The 20,777-nt window shown below is 39.7% G+C and carries 17 protein-coding genes; 5 read left to right on the top strand and 12 right to left on the bottom strand.

The annotated features are described in order from the left end of the window. Position 1: 1 nt before the first annotated feature. The 11 genes from ABFU83_RS14610 to hemA form a co-directional block, all read right to left on the bottom strand. Positions 2-3,175, bottom strand: coding sequence for a lantibiotic dehydratase (locus ABFU83_RS14610; RefSeq protein ID WP_347067001.1), 3,174 nt, complete (start codon positions 3,173-3,175; stop codon positions 2-4). Between the two features lie 21 nt (positions 3,176-3,196). Continuing rightward, on the bottom strand, positions 3,197-5,356 hold the full coding sequence (locus ABFU83_RS14605) for a peptidase domain-containing ABC transporter (RefSeq protein WP_347066999.1): 2,160 nt from the start codon (positions 5,354-5,356) through the stop codon (positions 3,197-3,199). After that, positions 5,349-6,506, bottom strand: a complete 1,158-nt coding sequence (locus ABFU83_RS14600; protein WP_347066998.1) for an HlyD family efflux transporter periplasmic adaptor subunit — start codon at positions 6,504-6,506, stop codon at positions 5,349-5,351. Before ABFU83_RS14600 ends, ABFU83_RS14605 begins: the two co-directional genes overlap by 8 nt. A gap of 314 nt (positions 6,507-6,820) precedes the next feature. After that, complete coding sequence (locus ABFU83_RS14595) at positions 6,821-7,867, bottom strand: DUF4421 family protein (protein WP_347066996.1); 1,047 nt, start codon at positions 7,865-7,867, stop codon at positions 6,821-6,823. A gap of 64 nt (positions 7,868-7,931) precedes the next feature. Then, the gene (hemF, locus tag ABFU83_RS14590) at positions 7,932-8,837 is read right to left on the bottom strand and encodes an oxygen-dependent coproporphyrinogen oxidase (RefSeq protein ID WP_347066994.1); all 906 of its coding nucleotides are present in this window, start codon (positions 8,835-8,837) and stop codon (positions 7,932-7,934) included. Position 8,838: 1 nt separating this feature from the next. Further along, on the bottom strand, positions 8,839-9,378 hold the full coding sequence (locus ABFU83_RS14585; protein WP_347066992.1) for a DUF3575 domain-containing protein: 540 nt from the start codon (positions 9,376-9,378) through the stop codon (positions 8,839-8,841). Between the two features lie 50 nt (positions 9,379-9,428). Then, positions 9,429-10,454, bottom strand: coding sequence for a uroporphyrinogen decarboxylase (hemE, locus tag ABFU83_RS14580; protein WP_347066990.1), 1,026 nt, complete (start codon positions 10,452-10,454; stop codon positions 9,429-9,431). A gap of 35 nt (positions 10,455-10,489) precedes the next feature. Then, positions 10,490-11,002, bottom strand: a complete 513-nt coding sequence (locus ABFU83_RS14575; protein WP_347066988.1) for a GNAT family N-acetyltransferase — start codon at positions 11,000-11,002, stop codon at positions 10,490-10,492. After that, positions 10,999-11,676, bottom strand: coding sequence for a uroporphyrinogen-III synthase (locus tag ABFU83_RS14570; RefSeq protein WP_347066986.1), 678 nt, complete (start codon positions 11,674-11,676; stop codon positions 10,999-11,001). Before ABFU83_RS14570 ends, ABFU83_RS14575 begins: the two co-directional genes overlap by 4 nt. After that, entirely contained in the window at positions 11,676-12,593 is a 918-nt protein-coding gene (hemC, locus tag ABFU83_RS14565; RefSeq protein ID WP_347066984.1) for a hydroxymethylbilane synthase, read from the bottom strand. Before hemC ends, ABFU83_RS14570 begins: the two co-directional genes overlap by 1 nt. Beyond that, positions 12,586-13,845: a glutamyl-tRNA reductase gene (gene hemA, locus ABFU83_RS14560; protein WP_347066982.1), complete on the bottom strand. Its 1,260-nt coding sequence runs from the start codon at positions 13,843-13,845 to the stop codon at positions 12,586-12,588. The genes hemC and hemA overlap by 8 nt, the downstream gene beginning before the upstream one ends. 229 nt (positions 13,846-14,074) lie before the next feature. On the opposite strand from hemA, the gene ABFU83_RS14555 reads away from it, so the two are divergent. The 5 genes from ABFU83_RS14555 to ABFU83_RS14535 all read left to right on the top strand — a co-directional run bounded on the left by ABFU83_RS14555 (position 14,075) and on the right by ABFU83_RS14535 (position 18,892). Next, complete coding sequence (locus tag ABFU83_RS14555; RefSeq protein ID WP_347066980.1) at positions 14,075-14,947, top strand: AraC family transcriptional regulator; 873 nt, start codon at positions 14,075-14,077, stop codon at positions 14,945-14,947. 91 nt (positions 14,948-15,038) lie between these two features. Further along, the gene (hemH, locus tag ABFU83_RS14550) at positions 15,039-16,055 is read left to right on the top strand and encodes a ferrochelatase (RefSeq protein WP_347066978.1); all 1,017 of its coding nucleotides are present in this window, start codon (positions 15,039-15,041) and stop codon (positions 16,053-16,055) included. A gap of 10 nt (positions 16,056-16,065) precedes the next feature. Further along, on the top strand, positions 16,066-16,623 hold the full coding sequence (locus tag ABFU83_RS14545; protein ID WP_347066976.1) for a CopD family protein: 558 nt from the start codon (positions 16,066-16,068) through the stop codon (positions 16,621-16,623). 57 nt (positions 16,624-16,680) lie between these two features. Then, on the top strand, positions 16,681-18,099 hold the full coding sequence (locus ABFU83_RS14540) for an ATP-binding protein (protein WP_347070227.1): 1,419 nt from the start codon (positions 16,681-16,683) through the stop codon (positions 18,097-18,099). Positions 18,100-18,109: 10 nt separating this feature from the next. Beyond that, positions 18,110-18,892: an enoyl-CoA hydratase-related protein gene (locus tag ABFU83_RS14535; RefSeq protein WP_347066974.1), complete on the top strand. Its 783-nt coding sequence runs from the start codon at positions 18,110-18,112 to the stop codon at positions 18,890-18,892. Positions 18,893-18,952: 60 nt separating this feature from the next. On the opposite strand, the gene ABFU83_RS14530 is transcribed toward ABFU83_RS14535, so the two are convergent. Continuing rightward, positions 18,953-20,773 (bottom strand): enterotoxin A family protein, encoded by a 1,821-nt coding sequence (locus tag ABFU83_RS14530; protein WP_347066972.1) that lies wholly within the window; start codon positions 20,771-20,773, stop codon positions 18,953-18,955. Between the last annotated feature and the right edge of the window lie 4 nt (positions 20,774-20,777).

Here is a 20,777-nt window from a genome sequence, read left to right as displayed (position 1 = left end):
ATTATAGCATTTCAACTTGTTTGGAATCGGTGTTTTTAGCTTTCGAGGTGTACAATTGTTTGCTGTAATAACGATACAGATAATCGTAAACCACCATTTCGTGAACGCGTTGTTTTGCGATAAATACCCGGTTACAGATCATATGCAGGTAGCTTAAAGCAATAGAACCGAAAGAAGTAGGCAGTTTTTGTTCCCGTGCCAGTTCCTGAAGGTGTTGTGAAATCGTACTATTTTTAGCCGAACGTTCCTTTAAGATATCCCATATCGGTGCATACATAGCATCGGTTAGCGATTCATCCATAAACAATTCGATATCGCGTTCGTTTTTGGCAAACATCTCGTTGATCTGTTTGTTCAGGTCGCCGGAACCGGAACGATTAAACTCATTTCCGAAACTCGTTTTGGCCACTTTAAGCATTTCCACGCGATCTTTAAGGCTAAAGCCAAGGTCTTCCAATAAGAAATGCATCGATAGTAAACAGAATTTCCAACGGATTTTCTCGCCCTGATCGCCTTCGATCATATCGGAAAATCGCAACGTACATTCACTGTCGTAATGGAATAAACTTTCGGTTTCGGCAATTGCCAGATGACCGTAACGTTGTAATTCTCTCAGATAGGTATCCGTTTGGGTTTTCCAGATGATATTGTTCTTTTCAAACGGTTGAACGTGTTTTTTAATGCTATTGATGCATTCCGTAAAATGTTGCTTGTCGTTTAACAATACGCGAAAGCGTAAGTGATGACCTAAAGCATCATGATAGCGGATAAAAAACCATTTTTGAATCAGGTTTTTAGCTTCCAGTTCGGCAACAATAGGATTGATGGCGCGATTTAAAAGTTCTTCACCGGCTCTTTCACCACAATAGAATTTATAGTACAACCATTCTTCACCGATAGAGAACGACGGAATAGCAGTAATCTCATTTGGAGTACCTTCTGCAAACGATTTGGTTTTATAGGCCGATACGACTTCGGTGTGCTTGTTGTTGGATTCTTTTTTCACTTCCGCATTTCGGTAGGCCGAAACAATAAACTCATTGCAATAGTTTTCGGTAACGGTATCGTCTTTAAACAAGAACTCTTTTAATTGAATAAAACGTTCCCCTTTTAACATCAGGGCAAATACTTTGCAGCTTAAATCGTTAGTAAAGTTTACCACCACTTCGTTATCGCCCTGTACAAAAGCAACCACATCCGGGATTTGACGTTCGCGTTGGAAAGCACGCACCGATTCGATCACGTTTTCCTCTTTTAAACCAGTAATGAATTTAATGTCCTTTTCAGACAAATTCCAGGTCGCTCTCGATAAGATAATATCGTTATAAGACAACCTCGGAAGAAAGTCAAAATCGTTTTGAAGATCACTCCATGAGAAACCGATTCCTGAAGACTCCTGATTTTGAAGGTCGCAAAGGAAGTGATAAATCGGTAAAGCATTAGCGCTAAAGTTATGTGCATTTCCAAGGCGAGGAATAACCTCTTTACCCAGTCTTTTCGAACGCAGGATGATACGGTTGTTTTTTACTGAAACATATAAATCATCAACCAGTATTTGGTGGTCCAGATCCAAAGAGGAACTACCCAGATACGGAATTTCATAGTCTCTCTGGAAACCGCGGTACAGGATATTACCTGTTCGGGCTTGTGGTAAGTGGATAATTTCGGCAATAATTTTATCCGGATGTAACGCATTTTCTTTTTCGGAAATCTCGTTACACAGGTTCATAATATTTTCGTTCAGGTGACCGAAACGCCCGATAAGACCATTAGCCGAAGGACCGCTAACATAGGACAAGGCGATTTTCTCTTCGTTGTTTTCGTGGAACATATTAAAGAAAACCGAGAAACTGTCCGGATACAAACGTTCTTTTTCGTCAAACTGGTTGATTTCCTCATCGGTTAAAGCAATGGTTTTGGTTCCGGATTGCGTCGCCTGAATCAGTTTTCGGAATAAGAAAGCGCGTTCCGGGCTCAGATTCACTTGTTTCTGATTCGAATAGTTCGGAATAATATTTAATTCGTCAACCAATGGTGTTTTGGCACCGGATTGTTTTCCGTAACCGATTCCCACATCCGGATCTAATACCTTGATCAGTGGTTGTTCGTATTCTTCGTATCGCTCCGAGAATTTACGTTTGAATTCTTTTAGGTTTCCTTTTTCGTGTACTGGTTGTAATTTGTTTAAAGCGGTTACACCGTTGCGCAGCTTTTTAAGCACCTTATTGCTCAGACTGGCATTCGGCAGGTTTCGGTAACCGTCCACCTGGAATAATTTAGATTCGTCCACTTCGTCCAGTTCCTGATTCAACAAGCTATAAATTTCCTGATATTTTTCAGGATCGTTAAATACCTTTTCATCCAGCGTGCTGATTTTTTCTTTTAAGTTCACGATCAGTTCGCGGATCACTTGTGCTTCGTGGAAATTAAAACGATCCTCATTAAATATAGTGATCAGTTTTTCGAAATAATCCGCACCAGTTAATGTAAATTCCAGTTCACTCACCAAAAACTGGCTGTCGATAATGGTATTGATAAAGGCAACCGCATCTTTTTCGGTAATGTCGTCCGAAATAAGATATTGAGCCATTTCGGAAATAGTGGCGCCGTTCGTTGCATTTTTCAGGATCACATCCAGATATTCGGTAGCCATAACTTCCGATATTTTATGAAGTCGTGCGTTCTTTTTAAAATAGTATTCCACATAACGGTATTTGTCGAAAACGGTATAGATAGAATTGTTCGGGAAATATTTCAGGACATTTCGGATCGCATTATCTTTCGTGATCACCGGCATAAAACTACCCAAAAAGTACATATCGTATTTGGTAGAACGACTGATGGTTGCGTTTTCGAAATCAATTTTGGTTTCCGGTCCCATATCGATAGCCGATACATGGGCAAACATACCGAAAGGCGTACAGCGGTTCGACATTCTGGACGTATATTTATAAAGCGAACCTTTCAGGTTTTTCAGATCGCTTTCATCCTGGAAAGCTTCTCCTTTTTCCCATAATTCCAGCGCTTTGTAAATACTCGGAGATCCGATAAACAAAGCCTCACGGTTTTTAGGGTTTTTAAAAACCTCCTGGATCATTTCCCAGGTGATATCCATTTTTTTCGGCTCAAGGGGCGTTCTAACGATAGCTTTATTAGCAAAAGAATAATTTTTCATACTATAGTTGGTTTGGGTTTTTTAGTTTAAATTGTTTTGCCACATTTTGTAGTAGTAGCCTTTTTGGTTTAGTAAATCGTCGTGGGTTCCGTTTTCGATCAGTTCCCCTTTTTTAAACGCCATGATAATATCGGCATTTTTTATGGAATGTAGTTTATGTGCGATCACAATAATTGTTTTCCCCTGTTTGGATAAATCATCAATTAAACGTTTGATTACCAGTTCCGATTCCGAATCCAGAGCGGATGTGGCTTCGTCCAGGATGATCACTTCCGGATCTTTATATAAGGCTCTGGCAAAAGCAATACGCTGGCGTTCTCCACCGGATAAATTGGCGCCAAATTCCCCTAAATAGGTATCAAAACCGTTTGGTAACGATTCGATAAAATCGTAGGCCCCTACTTTTTTACTCACTTCAATAATGCGTTCCATATCCGGATTTTGATCACCAATCGCAATATTGGAGATAATCGAACCGTCAAAAAGTTCCACATTCTGTGGTACGGTAGTGATCAATTTGTTGATACTGTCTTTTGCAATATATTTCAGATCGTAATTTCCTACCGAAATCTTCCCGTCGGTTGGATGATAAATATTCTGAATCAGAGAAGCGATCGTACTTTTTCCACTACCACTTTCCCCGACAATCGCAGTGAATTTTCCTTTTTGAATGGTAAGATTCAGCTCTTTAAAAGTATTTCTTCCGATTTCATAGGAGAAATCCACATTTTTGAATTCGATATCACCCAGATTATTTTTATTGAGGTTGATGGTTGCTTCCGTTTTTTCCGTATCCAAATCCATGATACCAAACAAACGATCGGCTGCAATCATGGCATTCTGAATCTGAACATTGGTTCCGATTAACTGCGAAGCCGGACCTGTAAAATAGCCGATTACCGAATAGAACGAGAACAATTCTCCCGGCGTAATTTGTCCGTCGATAGCATAATGCGTCCCGGCCCATAACAAAATCACAGTAAAAATGCGCGATACAAACTCGGTTGAGACCCTTGAAAAAATACTGTTAATACCGGAAGTGTAAATACTTTTTAGAAGATCAATAAAACGCAATTCCGTTTTATTTTTGGAGAAATCTTCCAACGATAACCGCTTTATGGTTCCGATATTTTTAATGGACTCGACTAATTGTGCTTCCAACATAGCATTTTTTTCCATCACCTGACGTTCTGCTTTTTTATTCAGATTGTTGACGATAAAATATATGATCACATAAACCGGAATAATCAGGGAAACAATCAAGGCCAGTTTCCAGTAATAGGTATACATAAAGATAAAAGAGAAAATCACGATCAGGATATTTACCGATACACTTAGCGCTGTTTCGTTGATCAACAAACGAATTTTAACGGCATCACCAATCCGGGACATAATTTCACCGATACGCATCGTGTCGAAGAACTTTTGCGGCATGGTGAACAAATGCTTGTAATACCCCAGAATTAAGCGGGAATCCAGTTGCTGGCTCGTTTTCAGCAGGAAAAAATCCTTTAAGGCACCAAACGTAAATTGCAACAGGATGCAGCCTAAAACGATAACACTCATGAGGTTTAACAGACTTTTGTTGCCACTAACCAATACGAAATCGGTAATTTTTTCTACGTAGATAGACATCGAAAACCCGAGCAAAGTGTAGATGACCGCGCCGATAAATGCCTGAATCAGGATGTATTTATGTGGTTTTAATAAGAACGTAATGCGTTTCAGGTTGGATATTTTTTCGTTTCGTTCCTTAAAAATATCTTCATCCGGAATCAGGATCAGAAAATATTCGGTGGACATTTCCTTGAATTCCCCGTGTGATTTTTTTTCAATTTTTCCGGAAGCCGGGTCCATGATCTGGATATACTTATCGGTTACTTTGTAAATCACGACATAATGTGGAAATTCGTGTTCTTCATGTTTAATGATCACATGCGCAATTGCCGGAAGCGGAATGTCTTTGATACTGTCGAAAGAAGCTTTTACTCCTTTTGCAAGAAACCCCAATTTAATAGCTGCTTCGCGTAATCCCAAAAGGGTAGTTCCTTTTTGACTCGTACTGGCGTATTGTCGGATACGAGCGATTGGCAGACTTAGGTTATAGTGTTCGGCAACTGATGCCAGACAAGTGGCGCCACAGTCACTGAAATCGTGTTGTTTTATAGCAATCTTATTCATTTTTAATGCTGTTATAAGGGTTTAACCAATCTTCAATTTCATCAAATAATAGCTGGAACATACTTCTCTTGGTCAGAAAAAAACGACTGGTTAGTGTCATTCCTTTTTTTAGTTTTCCTTCCGAACCGTTTTTCAGATACAAACTTTTTTTAGCGATCGAGCTTCTGATCTTATATACCGGTGTATCGCTTATAAAAACCACGTCTTTTCCGACATCAATAATTTCTCCGGTTGCAAATCCCCATTGATTGGAGTTGTAGGCATCAATCTGGTATTTTACGTTTTCTCCTTCTTTGATAAATCCGATGTCCGAAGGCGATACATAGGTTTCCACGATAATATCTTTATCGGGTGAGATTTCGGCAATCACATTCCCTGGTGTTACGGTACTTCCTTTAGTGATTCCCTGTACGTTTAGTAATTCCCCGCTAATTGGAGCGATCAGGACATACGTTTTTTCTTCTTCGCGTAACTGATTGGAATTCGAGTGAATATTGGTAACGGACTGTAAATAATCGGTTAGTTGTTTTTGCCAACCTAATTCCGCCTGTTTGATGATGTTTACCCGGTCATTCTTCAATTTGTTTAATTCCAACAGCGTTTTTTCATATTCGGCTTTGGCAATAATTTGTTTGTTATACAAACGATCGGCGCGGTCGAATTCGGCTTGTGAAGTTTTGATTACAACATCAATATTGTACAGCTCCTGTTCGTGTTTCAGGTATTCTTTTTTGTATTGTTCGGTTTTCAGTGCGCCGTAATTTCTTTTTAAAAGGTGACGTAGATCCGTGATATAATCCCGGTACTCGCTGGTTTGTACATTATTTAGGCGTCCTTTTTCTTCAATTATTTTGTGATCAATTACAAGTAAAGTATCACCGGCCTGTACTTTTTTATTTTCTTCCAGCCGGGAAAAGACTACGCGCCCGCTAGCCGGAGCATATAAGGCTGCTTTTTTCTCCTGTGGAATAATTTGTCCACGGCTTGTCGTATACAAATCGACATAGATAAAAGGAGTGGCAATAATGATACTAAACAGGGTAACAAAAATGGCCCAGAAAATAATGTTGGTTTTTTTGTTGTGTTTTGCAATATGATATTCTACCGTACTTTTTAGAATATCCTCCGGAAAAATGTTTTGGTCGTTCATAGCGCTATTAAGTTTTGAGTTGGACTTAACTGACCTTTTCGCTTAAAAAATTCAGTGTTCATAATCGTGTGGGTTTTGATCCAAAACAACGAATAATATATAGCGTACACAAGTGAAGGAACCCGAAATTTATAAAAAATGACTGGTTTTTAAGGTTGTAAAATACTGATTTACAATTATTTATGTTGTTTTGGATTTTGAGAAGCTGCTTTTGGAAGCATACAGTGAAAAAGGAGGAAAGTTGTCCTTTCGAAAGGGAAAGAGGTGCAAAACAGCGTCCCTAAAAAAGGAATAAAAAGGTGTTTTTTGACGAATTATATCGGAAGTCTGTCCAATTGTTTTTCGATTTTTTGAAAAACTTTTTTAATGGGTTTGGACTCTTTAAAGCGATATCCGATAAAAAAATCGAATCCAATACGGCTACTGATAAATTCCGTATTCAGTTCGTTGATGTAGTTAAAATTCCGGTAATTTGCTTTGAAGCCGGAAAAAAAGTTACTGTTGTTAAAGCCCAAAGCGAGGTTGGCATCGATGTTAATATTAACACCTTGTGAATTTTTTTCTAATTCCTGACTGCTTTGATTGTTGAGGTAAAAGTTTTTGGAATGATTATAGCCGATTCCGGGATGTAATCCGGCTGTGGCAAACCATTTTTTGTCCAACACCAGATTGTACATATAGCCGGCCTGAACGATCACATCATAGGAATAAATCTTATCGATAAAGAGCTTGCTGCTATTATCTGCATTGGTTTCCAGTGTATTGTAGGCATAATAAATGCTTGGAATAAAAGAACCCACGCTTTTCATTTGCCGTTCCGTTTGGGATTCGTAGGCGCGATAGGAAAAATTACGATTAACAATAAAGAATGTTTTTCCGCCATAGGTATTCACTTTCATTTGTGCGAAAGCCTCGATAAGGGCATCATTATCCGGATCGACCAAATAATACCCCTGTACGTTTTTATAGATAATCTCCTGTCGAAGTCGATCGGAATAGAAAAACTTAAAACCCAAATCCAAAATTAAAGTATTCCCTTTAATAGCATTGTCGTTATTTCCCGGGAAGAAACTGGGCGAAAAAGAAACCGTAAGCCCCAAAAAACGATAGTCAAATGAAAAACGGAGCTTAAAAATCTCATTCGGAATAAATTTATTTTCCGATTTTTCCTTGACATTGCGGATATACAGATTGTTAATATCGGAATCGATATTCAGTTTGCATATCATTTTATTAGCATAATTGACACGATACAGCGTGTCGTATTTTTGCGTAACTTCTTGAATGGAATCATTCTGTGAAAAAGCAAAAGTCGACAGGAATATGCAATATCCGATGAAAACAAGTTTTCTAAAATCCATCGGTTAGAGGGGAATGGTTAGCGTATCGGTCATGAATCGATTTAAGCCCGCAAGGTACAAAAAACTATTTTAGCCAGTCAACGGGTGTTTTTAAAACGGAAAGCAACTGTTCTTCAACACTGTCTTTTTCCGGGTGATGATCATAAACCCACTGTACATGAGGTGGTAAGCTCATTAAGATACTTTCGATACGGCCATTGGTTTTTAATCCGAACAAGGTTCCTTTGTCGTGTACAAGGTTGAATTCCACATAACGGCCACGTCGGATTTCCTGCCAGGTTCTGTTTTCCGGTGTATAATCCAGTGTTTTCCGTTTTTCAACAATTGGAAGATAAGCCTCCAAAAAGCTGTTTCCGACTTCGGTAACAAAAGCATACCATTGCTCCATGGTCATTGTTTCGGTGGCTTTGCAATGATCAAAGAAAAGTCCGCCGATTCCTCTGGCTTCCTCGCGATGTGCATTCCAGAAATAGGCATCACATTGTTTTTTAAACTGATCGTAAAATGTCGGATTGTGTTTGTCGCAGGCCGTTTTACAAACCTGATGGAAGTGTCTGGCGTCTTCTTCAAACAGGTAATAAGGCGTTAAATCTTGTCCGCCACCAAACCATTGGTTGATAACGTTTCCGTCTTTATCATACATTTCGAAATAACGCCAGTTCGCATGAACCGTTGGCACCATCGGATTTTTAGGGTGAAGAACCAAACTCAAACCACAGGCAAAAAAATCAACGTCACCTACATTAAAATAGGCTTGCATCGCCGCAGGAAGTGGTCCGTAAACGGCAGAAATATTAACGCCACCTTTTTCGAATACGTTACCATTTTCGATCACACGGGTTCTGCCACCACCACCTTCGGGACGTTCCCAGATATCCTGGTGAAAAACAGCCTTACCGTCGGCTTTTTCCAGAGCTGCGGTAATGGTATCCTGTAAATTTTGTATGTAGGTATAAAATTGTTCTTTCATATTATAATTTATAAACGAGCATTAAACCACCGCGGTACGGAAGAGATTCCCCGCTTTTATTGTATTTCTCAGCGCCATCAAGTCGCTCATGAGTTGAAATTGTATATCCTTTGTAAAAACCCTGATGGGTTCCGCCACCTAAAAATAATTCAAGGCTAAAGCGATCATTTATCGGATACAAATAACCAATAGTAGCACCGATCATCACGCCAATACCTTCCTGATAATAATCCATATGAAAGGAATCCCATTTCTGGATTTTATATTGACTTCCACCAATGTGTGCGCCAACAAAAAAACCTTTGTTTATATCTTTGGTATAATAGCGAACTTCTGCAAAAGCCAATGTAAATTCCAACGGACTACCTTTTACCGATTTCCAGAAAGAAGCGGTCGCATCGAACTGGAACGTCATTTTCTCACCGATTTTGGTTTCGATTCCAAAATTCGGAATGGCCGCCAAAGCTGTCGCAACATTTCCTTTAATACGGGTCTGACCGAAAGTAACCGAAGTTATCAGGCAAACCAACAGGTAAAACATGTTTTTGTATGTCACAGGGAAAGGGGGGATTTATTAGGGGATACTCTTTTTTATTTTTGGTATTCTTTTACCGCTTCTACAAATGCTTTTGCATGATCAACAGGGATATTCGGTAAAATACCGTGTCCCAGGTTTACGATATATTTGTCTTTTCCGAAGGCATCGATCATTTCGTGTACCATTTTTTTGATGGTTGGAATAGGCGATAACAAACGCGAAGGGTCGAAGTTTCCTTGTAAGGTGATGTTTCCACCAGTTAAGTAACGCGCATTTTGCGGCGAACACGTCCAGTCTACTCCTATGGCAGAAGCTTTACTTTTGGACATTTCGTTTAGCGCAAACCAACATCCTTTTCCAAAAACAATCACTTCTGTATGTGGTGCCAGAGCTTCTACAATCTGGTTGATATATTTCCAGGAGAACTCCTGATAGTCGACTGGTGAAAGCATTCCGCCCCAGCTATCGAAAATCTGAACGGCATTCACTCCGGTTTTTACTTTTTCGATCAGATAGGCAATCGTGGTATCGGTGATCTTTTGCAATAAAGCATGCGCCGCTTCCGGTTGCGAAAAGCAAAACCCTTTGGCGGTATCGAAACTTTTCGAACCTTTTCCTTCTACAGCATAACAGAAAATCGTCCACGGTGAACCGGCAAAACCGATCAGCGGCACTTCATTGTTTAGCATTTCTTTGGTCAGTTTGATGGCATCCATCACATAACCTAACGATTCCTGAATATCCGGATTGTAAACTTTCGCCACATCGGCAGCCGATCGAATCGGATTTGGAATAATTGGACCTAAATTGTCTTTTAGTTCCACATCAATTCCCATGGCTTGTGGAACGACAAGGATATCCGAAAAAAGGATCGCCGCATCGGGTTTTACAATACGGATCGGCTGAACGGTTATTTCAGCAGCCAGTTCGGGAGTTTTACAACGGGTGAAAAAATCATATTTGTCGCGCAATGCCCGGAATTCCGGTAAATAACGACCTGCCTGACGCATCATCCATACCGGTGGTCTTTCCACGGTTTCTCCTTTTAAAGCTCTTAAAAATAAATCGTTCTGTATCATAATCTGTTGTTTTGAACAATCGTCTAATCGATTGCTTATTTTTTTATTTTAAATATATTGACAATGGTGTGGTTTACTATGTCGGTATCTTCCCATTCCATTCCGAGTTCACTGAAAATAGCTTCGCGTTCCTGATCGGCCGGGCTTACATGGGCGAATAGTGCTTTGATTTTCATGGTGTCAAAAGCCGTTTTAATGCAATGTTGCAAGGCTTCTTCGGCATAACCTTTATCGCGAAATTTGGGAAGAAGTGCATAGCGAAGGACTACTTTTTTAGGATCGTTCGCATCGGGTTCCAATCCGCATTGTCCGATAAGGATGTTACTTTTTTTATCGATCAGGGCATTCAAACCTCCGGATTGCTGTTCGTATCGTAAAAATTGCTCTTCAAACCATTTTTTACAAGCTTCTTCGGGTGCTTTTCCGGCATTATAAAATTCGATGGCCTCGTCATCATGGTGATACGGTAGCCAGTTTTCGAAATCCGACGCAGTCAGTTTTCGGAATACTAAACGATTGGTTTCCTGATTTTCTAAAAGATAATTCATGACGATACGGATTTGAAATGAGTAAGACATTGAATTATCGTGTTTTCAATGGTAGGCTGATTGGCAATAATACGGTTTTGTGTGGTATTTTCCAATGCTTCGGCCGTGGTTGTTCCGATACAAAAACACATTTCGTCGGTTATGGTATTTTCTTTTAGATAACTTTCAACCCCCGACGGACTAAAAAACAAAATGCCATTGGCTTTGGTTTTTATCGGATGCGGGGTTAATAAGGTGGCATAAACGGTCACTTCGTTAAAAGCGATTCCAGCCAGATGCAAGGCTTCGGGTAGTGTATCCCGACGCAAATTACCATTAAAAAAGGTAAAACTGGTTTGCGGATAATGTTGTGTAATATAATCGGCCAGTTCCGCGGCATATCCGGTACAAGCGATTACTGTAAAACCATTTGCTTCGAGTAAGGCTTTGGTTTTGGTGCCAACGCAAAAAACGTCTTTATGTTGTAAGGTTGTCAGATCGGCATGTCTCAGGATACTATGAACCGCATTCTGACTGGTAAAAAGCAGGGAATCGTGAAGGATTGGCATTGAAAAAGGCAAGTCTTCCGTTTTAATAAAATCCGATTCAATAACCGAAAAACCGGCATTCAGCAGGTATTGCTTCTGGTTAGACAGAAGTTTTTTGGTGCTGATGATACGAATCGGTTCGGGCATTATTTTTGTAATGTTTTTTTGATAAGCGTCATCAGGACACTTCCACCATTATCCAATACTTCGCGAGCGGCTTTTTGACCGAGTTCGCGGTAATCGTCCCGGGAAACCACTTTTTCAATCTCGTGTTTTTCGGTTCCGTCCAGCGAAAATAGAACCCCTTTAAAGGTGATAGTATTTTCGGAAATGGTTGCCAAAGCACCGATCGGAGCGGTACAACCACCTTCCAGTTCCCGTAAAAACTGCCGTTCGATATGCGTACAGATTTCGGTTTCGTTATGGTTTAATCGGGCTACGGCTTCACGACAAAAAGCATCATTTTCCATCGCAACAACAACCATTGCCCCTTGAGCGGGTGCGGGAGTCATCCAATCCAGATCGATATACGTATCGGGTTTCAGATTGATACGTTCCAGTCCGGCTGCAGCAAAAACAGCACCGTTCCAGTTGTTGTCGTGTAATTTTTGCATACGGGTATTTACATTTCCGCGTAAATCGACCACTTCGTGCGTTGGATATTTATGGAGCCATTGCGCTTTACGACGAAGGCTTCCGGTGGCAATAATTCCATTACCGTTTAAAAAATCAAGGTTTCCTTTATGGACTAAAATATCGACAGTATTCGCGCGTTCCAAAACGGCTGCCTGCACAATTCCTGTTGGAAGTGCTGTGGGAACATCTTTCATCGAATGAACGGCAATGTCTACTTCGCCTTTAATCATCGCGATGTCGAGCGTTTTGGTAAAAATACCGGTGATGCCCAATTCATACAAAGGTTTATCCAAAATAATGTCGCCTGTAGATTTTACGGCGACAATTTCTGTAGGGTATCCTAAGTCGTTTAGTTTTTTGGCCACGGTGTGCGCCTGCCATAACGCCAGCTCACTGTCGCGCGTACCAATACGTATTGTTTTATTCATTTTTAGCAGTTTCTATCTGGAAAATTTTTTCAATCCATTCGATACTTTCGTCGACCATGGTATTGTTGTCTTTCAGATGATTGGCAAAATGGGTGGTTATTTTCTGTATGATGCGGGTACTGATAATTTCAGCCTGCTCCTCGTCGAAGTTATCGAATTTTTTGCGTTGAAAATTCAATTCACTTTCTTTAATCGTGTTGAGTTTTTCTTTTAACGCATGAATGGTTGGTGCAAATTTTCGGGCTTTGGTCCAGTTAAAGAATTCTTCTTTTATTTCTTCGATAATGGCCTCGGCTGCCGGAATGTGTTTTTTGCGGTTTTCCAGGGTTTCATCGGTCATTTGCGAAAGATGATCCATATGGACCAATGTTACATCCGACAATTCTTTTACATTGTCATCAACATTTTTAGGTACCGATAAATCCAGAATTAACAACGGTTTTTTCAGATTCAGGATGGCTTTGTCGATTGTTGGATTTTGTGCTCCGGTAGCGACAACAAGCACATCGGCTTTTTGAATTTCCAATTGCAGGTCGGCATAATCTTTTACGATCAGGTTGAATTTACCGGCAATTTTTTCCGCTTTGTCTTTGGTTCTGTTGATCAGTGTAATATGATCATTTTTGGTATGTTTAACGAGATTTTCACAGGTATTCCGTCCGATTTTACCGGTTCCGAACAATAAAATATTTTTCGAACTGATATCCGGAACGTTATTCATAATATATTGCACGGCGGCAAACGAAACGGAAGTAGCACCGGAACTGATCTCGGTTTCATTTTTGATACGTTTGCTGGACTGGATTACAGCGTTGATCAAGCGTTCCAGAAAATTATTGACTAAGGTATGATTTTTAGATTCCATAAAAGCATTTTTCAGCTGACTGATAATTTCGAAATCACCTAAAATCTGACTATCTAATCCGGTTCCGACACGAAACATATGGTTAATGGCTTCGTTGTTTTTATAGACATAGGCTACTTTCTGAAAATCTTCGATAGTACCCTGACTGTTTTCGCAAAGTAATTTTATTAACTGAAAAGGATGTTGTGCATAACCGTAAATTTCGGTTCGGTTACAGGTAGAGGTAACGATCATGGCGTCAAGGCCATCGTTTTTGGCTTGAATCAGTAAGTTGTTTTTCGCCTCATTGTCAAGGCTGAATTTCCCTCTCATCTCGGCATCCGCTTTCTTGTAACTCAATCCAACGGCATAAAAAGTTGGATGCTTCGATATTGTATTGTTCTCCATTTTTTCCACTTTAATCTAAAGTTAAACAAAAGTATTACTATCTGATTTATAAAAATAACGCTCAAAGGTCTTTTTGTATCGCTTCGAGATATTTTAAACTAAAATAGGATTGTCTGCTCAAAATCTTTTAAATTTGTAGCGAAATCAATGCCTTACGTAATTTTTATTTGGAATTATTCTAAATAAAGAAAATCCGTGAGTTTTTATTTATATACGAAAAAATACCGCTATGGGTTCTCAGGAAGACATAAAAATTGAAGACGACTTTTCTTTAATTCGTTTTCAGAATGATACGAATGAAGTTGTAAAGTTTGAACGTCCGGTGAGTATGGGGTTGATCCAGTTTCATTTTGGACTGAAGGGAAAAGCGAAGTTTTTGTTTAATCAGGGGAGTTATGGTCTGGATCTGGTTGAGGAAAAATCACTGTTGCTTTACAATCCGCAAAAGGAATTGCCGTTACATTTAACCATCGAACCACATTCGTGGGTGGTATCGGTATTGATTTCGATTCAGAAATTCCACGCGTTATTTTCGTCCGAAGCCGAATATATTCCGTTTCTTAGCGATGAGAACCGGGATAAAAAATATTATAAGGAAGAAAATATCAGTCCGTCGATGGCGATTGTATTGAATCAGATTTTTAATTATAACCTGAATCCGTCCATTAAAAAGCTATATTATAAAGGTAAAGGATATGAATTGCTGAGTTTGTTTTTTAACCGAAGTGAAGATCCCGATGCCGAACAATGCCCGTTTCTGATTGACGAAGAGAACGTATTAAAGATCCGGAAAGCCAAAGATATTGTGTTGGCTAATATGGCGGAGCCACCAGGATTACAGGAACTGGCCGATCAGGTGGGCTTAAATCTGAAAAAACTTAAAATGGGATTCAAACAGATTTATGGTGATTCGGTATACAGTTTTCTATTTGACTATAAAATGGAATATGCGCGAAAATTGCTGGATAGCGGTTCGTATAACGTAAATGAAGTCGGATTGAAAATAGGATATAGTACGGCGAGTCATTTTATTTCGGCTTTTAAAAAGAAATTCGGAACGACGCCCAAAAAATACCTGATGTCGATCAATATCAGTTCTTAATATATAAAGTAGTTATAGGAGTATTAAAAAAAGAGATTAGTAGAAACCATAAAATACTTCGCAAGCCGATAATTTTGCGAAAAAAAGATTTATGAAAGGAGTATTGTTAGTAAACCTGGGTTCGCCGGAAAGTCCGGAACCGAAAGATGTAAAGCCGTATCTGGATGAATTCTTAATGGATAAATATGTAATCGATGTACCTTTTTTACTGCGTGCCTTACTGGTAAGAGGGATTATCCTGAGAAAACGCCCGGAGCGTTCGTCGGAAGCGTATAAAAAAATATGGTGGGAAGAAGGTTCCCCTTTAATTGTACTTTCCAAGCGTACGCATAAAAAAGTACAGGAAAGAGTAGAACTTCCGGTAGCATTGGCCATGCGTTATGGAAATCCTTCCATTTTAAGTGGTTTACAGGAATTGGCCGATAAAGGCGTAACAGAAGTGCTGTTGTTTCCGCTATATCCGCAACATGCGATGGCATCGACTACAACCATTCTGGTATTGGCCGAGGAATTGCGTCAGAAGCATTTCCCGCAAATGAAGTTTACGATAGTACCGGCTTTTTACAATAAAAAGGATTATATCCAAAATCTGGCCGATTCAATTAAAAAGCATCTGGAAGGTTTTGCATACGATCATTTATTGTTTTCGTACCACGGTATTCCGGAGCGTCATATCCGTAAAACCGATGTAACCAAATCGCATTGTAAAATCGACGGAAGCTGTTGTAATACACCATCACCGGCACACGAATTCTGTTACCGTCACCAATGTTTTGAAACGACAAGACAGGTGGTGGAATTATTAAATATCCCCAAAGAAAAATACAGTCAGACGTTTCAATCGCGTTTGTCCGGAGACAAATGGTTGGAACCGTATACCGATATTGAGATCAACAAAATGCCGGAAAAGGGCATTAAAAATCTGGCCGTTGTAACGCCGGCTTTCGTAGCCGATTGTTTGGAGACGCTGGAAGAAATTGCCATGGAAGCCAACCATCAGTTTAAAGAACACGGCGGCGAAAACTTTTTGGCGATACCGTGTTTAAATGACGACGATAATTGGGTTGACACGATGAGCAACTGGATTAAAGACTGGTCTAAAAATTAACGCCATTTAGATGGAAGAATATTATAATTATATAAAGTCCCTGCATCTCATCTTTGTAATCACATGGTTTGCGGGGCTTTTTTATATCGTTCGGTTATTCGTTTATCATGCTGAGGCCAAAGATAAACCGTCGCCGGAAAAAGAGATCCTGATCAAACAGTATCAATTGATGTCCTACCGTTTGTGGTATATAATTACCTGGCCTTCGGCCATATTGGCAAGTGTTTTTGCTTTTTGGATGTTGTTTTTTACAACACTGGGAAATGCCTGGTTACAAATGCCGTGGATGCATGTAAAATTGGGATTTGTGTTCCTGTTGTACTTGTATCATTTAAAATGCCATCAGATTTTTCTGCAATTACAACGCAATGAAATTCGCCATACGTCGGCTTTTTTTAGAATATGGAACGAAGGCGCAACCCTTATCCTGTTTGCGGTAGTGTTTTTGGTTATTTTAAAAGATGCGTTGAATTGGATTTATGGCGTAATCGGAATTTTTGTATTTTCGATCCTGCTCATGTTAGGATATAAACTGTACAAACGAATTCGGGAAAGAAACCAGTCATAAATGTTCAAAGATTTCAAAATAACGCAATTATCATTACAAGTCCGGATTTTTTTCTCGATGATTTGTCTTACGCTGATTGCGTCGGTTTTGATCGCTACCGTGTCGATTTATCAGTTCCGAAAAGAAGCCCGGATTTACCATCAGGACCGATTGGAACGGAAAGAAGATGCGATTACGCAGCACATCAATTATATCCTTTCTACGACAACCTATCCGCTAACAACGGAAAACCTACCGTTAATTTTTAAAGACAAAATCCAGGAATTGGCCAATATTCATGCACTGGAAATCAATATCCACGATCTGAAAGGAAACCTGTTGATTTCGTCCAAAGGAAACTTTTCGATCGATAGTCTGGCGCGTCCCATATCGCCAATCATTTTAAAAATCATACAATCGTCAACAAGCAAACGTTTTGTCGACTTGCGACAGATAGACGGGCAACGGTACCGTTCGTCCTATAGTTATTTGAAAGATACCAAATTCAAACCGTTGGGGATTCTCAATTTACCATACCCGGAGGAAACCAGTTTTTACGAAAATGAGGTGAAAAACTTCCTGATCCGTTTTGGACAGGTTTACTTTTTTATGTTACTCACTTCCATTATGCTGGCGTATTTCCTGTCCAGTTATATTACCAAATCCTTACAGGCGATTAGTGAACGAATTTTTGATACCCGTTTTAACAAGAAAAACGAAAAAATACCGATAGAAGCCTCCAGTAGTAAAGAAATTATTTCCCTGATTACGGCCTATAACGGAATGGTAGACAAACTGGAAGAAAGTGCGGTCAAGTTGGCGCAAAGTGAACGGGAACAAGCCTGGCGTGAAATGGCCAAACAGGTGGCTCATGAAATTAAAAATCCACTGACACCGATGCGTCTTACGGTTCAGAGTTTTCAACGTAAATTTGATCCGAATGACCCCAATGTGAATCAAAAAGTGGATGATTATTCGAAAACATTAATCCAGCAAATCGATACGATGAGTTCGGTAGCGTCGGCTTTTTCCAACTTTGCATCGATGCCGGCACAGCAAAATGAAACGCTCGATGTGGTAAAGGTTGTCCGACTGGCACTGGAGATTTTCAATGAATACTATATTTATTTTGAAGCGGATCAGGAAGAAATTATTACAAAAATCGACCGGACACAGTTGATCCGTATTATTACGAATCTGGTTAAAAATGCGATACAGGCGATTCCGGAAACCGAGCCGGAACCAAAAATTGAAGTAAAGGTTTACAAAGAGCACAACAATGCTAAAATTATTGTTAAAGACAATGGTGTAGGTATCAGTATGGAGCATAAAAATCGTATTTTCGAACCTAAATTCACCACCAAAACCAGCGGTATGGGATTGGGATTGGGAATTATAAAAAATATTGTGGAGAATTATCACGGAACCATCACCTTCCAGAGCGAAGAAGGAAAAGGAACCGTTTTTTTGGTAACATTACCAATCATAAACACCTAAAAATCAGATTATGAACTACGAGAACATTTTAATTGAAAGAGAAAACGGTATCGCGGTAATCACGATTAACCGTCCCACGAAGTTAAACGCCCTTAATAAGGCAACGATAGAAGAATTACACAAAGCATTTAAGTCAGAAAACGAAGACCGATCGATAAAAGTAATCATCATTACCGGTAGTGGCGACAAGGCCTTTGTAGCCGGAGCGGATATTTCGGAATTTGCTAATTTTTCAATTAAAGAAGGAGGAAGACTGGCCGCACAAGGACAGGAAATGCTTTTCGATTTTGTTCAGAATCTGGAAACCCCGGTTATTGCTGCAGTAAACGGATTTGCTTTAGGCGGTGGATTGGAGCTGGCGATGTCGGCTCATTTCCGTATTGCTTCCGACAATGCCAAAATGGGACTTCCGGAAGTATCTTTGGGTGTAATTCCAGGTTATGGCGGAACACAACGTTTACCACAATTAATTGGAAAAGGGCGTGCTATGGAAATGATTATGACAGCCGGAATGATCGATGCTCCAACTGCATTAGGGTACGGATTGGTGAACCATGTGGTACCACAAGCGGAATTACTGGATCTTGCTAAAAATATAGCAACCAAAATCACTAAAAATTCCAGTGTAGCGATCGGAAAAGCGATCCAGTCGGTAAATGCCGGATTCGAAGAAGGCGTAAATGGATACCATACAGAGATCCGGGCTTTCGGAGAATGTTTCGGAACCGAAGATTTTAAAGAAGGAACGACTGCTTTTTTAGAAAAAAGAAAAGCCGAATTTCCGGGGAAATAGATTAAGAGAATAAAGAGAAAGCCCTTGCCAACTAGTTGGCAAGGGCTTTTCATATATAGATTAACGTGGATTAGGATTTTTCGTATATAGTCGGGCTTTAAGTTCTTTAAATTTAGCTTTTGATCTTACATCGGTATTATGTTCGCACCATGATAATGAAACATCTCTTTTAAGGTCGGGATAACGATCCCATCTTTTACAATATTCAGGAGCAAAATTTCTCCAGGGACTTTCCAGCCATGCTCTGTGGCCCAATGGGAATCCGGCATAGGGATAACCAGCAGCGCCATCAACAATGTGAAGGCCGGAAAATTGATTTTCTCTGTAACTTGGATTTGGAGTCATTGGCCCGGAAATAGATCCGTTTGCAACGGTATACCATCCTATAATCTGACTTATAGGGATGCCGCCCATGGCAGAAAATTGATTTTCTCTGTTTCTGAATTGTCCAAGGATATTAGAAGTATAAAAAATATTAGGGGCCTGAGCAATTACATAAATATAAGAAGTCTGCAGACGACTAAATAACCGGTTTCCCTCGATATAAGCCCTTTCAAGAGAGTTGTTAATGCTTATGTAACCATAAGAATCCCTCGTCTCAGATCTGGAATGTAGGTATAAACTCATTTGTTCTACATTTTCTCCCCAGGTCAGATAGGTCTGATCGTCATTGTCATCTCCGATAATTCCTCGAGATTCCTCTATGTGCTCTGGAGTTCTGCTTTCTGCGCGGAAAAACTGGTTTGTGAATCCAGGAACGCTAGTAAATATTGTATAAGGATGCGGACTTCCGGAAGGAATAACGTTTCGGTTATAGTTTGGATTTTCCCGTACTTCCACCTGGTGGTAGCTACCATCTCGAAAATGATACCGAACTGCTCTTCTAATGTTACTGCTGGGAATGTGGCCTAAAAAGGCCCATTCCTGTTGTTCCTGGAATAAAGTAATCAACTGATTGACACTGGCTCTTATACTGCTATTTATAGTATTGTTTGCAAAATGTTGAAATGAGGGTATAACGCCATAGGCATTTGGGGTAGGAGTAATAACATATAACCAGAACTCCTCATTGGGCATAGGTTGAGTAGGATTTGTGGCCCAATTTAGAGAGGAAGAAGTGGATACCCATCCACTTGGTGCTACACCCTGTTGGTATAACGATATTCCGGACACGTGAGCAATCAGATCATTGTTTTGTCCTCTTGGGCTAAAGCCATTTGCAAAGATATCGGAAGGATCCCTGGTGTCTCTCCGGTAAACAGTATTAGGAGGATTTATAATGTCTCTTTCAGGTCTGTTGAGATTGGTCTTTTTTTGGTCTTTTTTTGTAAGAATAAAATCGGTGTATGCACTGGCTGTGAGACGAGGTCCCGTAGTAAGGGTTATATATAATTTGCTGTCTTCCGGATATAATGTTCCTAATATATCCCTGATTACAGCATTTTTAATATATCGGGTATAAAACATATCGCCATCATACTCTATAGAGTTTGTTTTTCCGGATAATATATTTGCATAAATCAGAACTTTTGGATTGTGAAAAGTTAAAGGCTTTTCATGATAATAACCGTAATCCGGAATATCTTGCCGTCTTCCAGACTCCAATTTATGCGAAATAGTAGGAGGGATATCAACATCCTTGGCAGAAACCATGGTAATGGTGCTTTTAAATGCTAAATGATAAGAGACGCTGTCAACAGTAAAAACAGCAAGGTTTCCCATTAAATCGGTTCCTTCCCAAATTCCCAATAAATCATCAATTGAGATATTGTCATCGCGATTTTTATTCGTAGGTGTATTGGATAAGAATTTTTCATCCATCTCAAAATCCGAACAAGAACTTAAAATTACAATAATAAATAAAAGATAGAAATGTTTCATAAGA

Source organism: Flavobacterium sp. WV_118_3 (genome assembly GCF_039778605.1).
Taxonomy (GTDB): domain Bacteria; phylum Bacteroidota; class Bacteroidia; order Flavobacteriales; family Flavobacteriaceae; genus Flavobacterium.
The sequence above is the reverse complement of the archived record's forward strand: the minus strand, read 5'-3'. Positions and strand labels throughout refer to the sequence as shown.

Coding starts and splice junctions, on each gene's coding strand:
- ABFU83_RS14610 (WP_347067001.1), bottom strand. CDS start 3,175: ATGAAAAATTATTCTTTTGCTAATAAAGCTATCGTTAGAACGCCCCTT.
- ABFU83_RS14605 (WP_347066999.1), bottom strand. CDS start 5,356: ATGAATAAGATTGCTATAAAACAACACGATTTCAGTGACTGTGGCGCC.
- ABFU83_RS14600 (WP_347066998.1), bottom strand. CDS start 6,506: ATGAACGACCAAAACATTTTTCCGGAGGATATTCTAAAAAGTACGGTA.
- ABFU83_RS14595 (WP_347066996.1), bottom strand. CDS start 7,867: ATGGATTTTAGAAAACTTGTTTTCATCGGATATTGCATATTCCTGTCG.
- hemF (WP_347066994.1), bottom strand. CDS start 8,837: ATGAAAGAACAATTTTATACCTACATACAAAATTTACAGGATACCATT.
- ABFU83_RS14585 (WP_347066992.1), bottom strand. CDS start 9,378: ATGTTTTACCTGTTGGTTTGCCTGATAACTTCGGTTACTTTCGGTCAG.
- hemE (WP_347066990.1), bottom strand. CDS start 10,454: ATGATACAGAACGATTTATTTTTAAGAGCTTTAAAAGGAGAAACCGTG.
- ABFU83_RS14575 (WP_347066988.1), bottom strand. CDS start 11,002: ATGAATTATCTTTTAGAAAATCAGGAAACCAATCGTTTAGTATTCCGA.
- ABFU83_RS14570 (WP_347066986.1), bottom strand. CDS start 11,676: ATGCCCGAACCGATTCGTATCATCAGCACCAAAAAACTTCTGTCTAAC.
- hemC (WP_347066984.1), bottom strand. CDS start 12,593: ATGAATAAAACAATACGTATTGGTACGCGCGACAGTGAGCTGGCGTTA.
- hemA (WP_347066982.1), bottom strand. CDS start 13,845: ATGGAGAACAATACAATATCGAAGCATCCAACTTTTTATGCCGTTGGA.
- ABFU83_RS14555 (WP_347066980.1), top strand. CDS start 14,075: ATGGGTTCTCAGGAAGACATAAAAATTGAAGACGACTTTTCTTTAATT.
- hemH (WP_347066978.1), top strand. CDS start 15,039: ATGAAAGGAGTATTGTTAGTAAACCTGGGTTCGCCGGAAAGTCCGGAA.
- ABFU83_RS14545 (WP_347066976.1), top strand. CDS start 16,066: ATGGAAGAATATTATAATTATATAAAGTCCCTGCATCTCATCTTTGTA.
- ABFU83_RS14540 (WP_347070227.1), top strand. CDS start 16,681: ATGATTTGTCTTACGCTGATTGCGTCGGTTTTGATCGCTACCGTGTCG.
- ABFU83_RS14535 (WP_347066974.1), top strand. CDS start 18,110: ATGAACTACGAGAACATTTTAATTGAAAGAGAAAACGGTATCGCGGTA.
- ABFU83_RS14530 (WP_347066972.1), bottom strand. CDS start 20,773: ATGAAACATTTCTATCTTTTATTTATTATTGTAATTTTAAGTTCTTGT.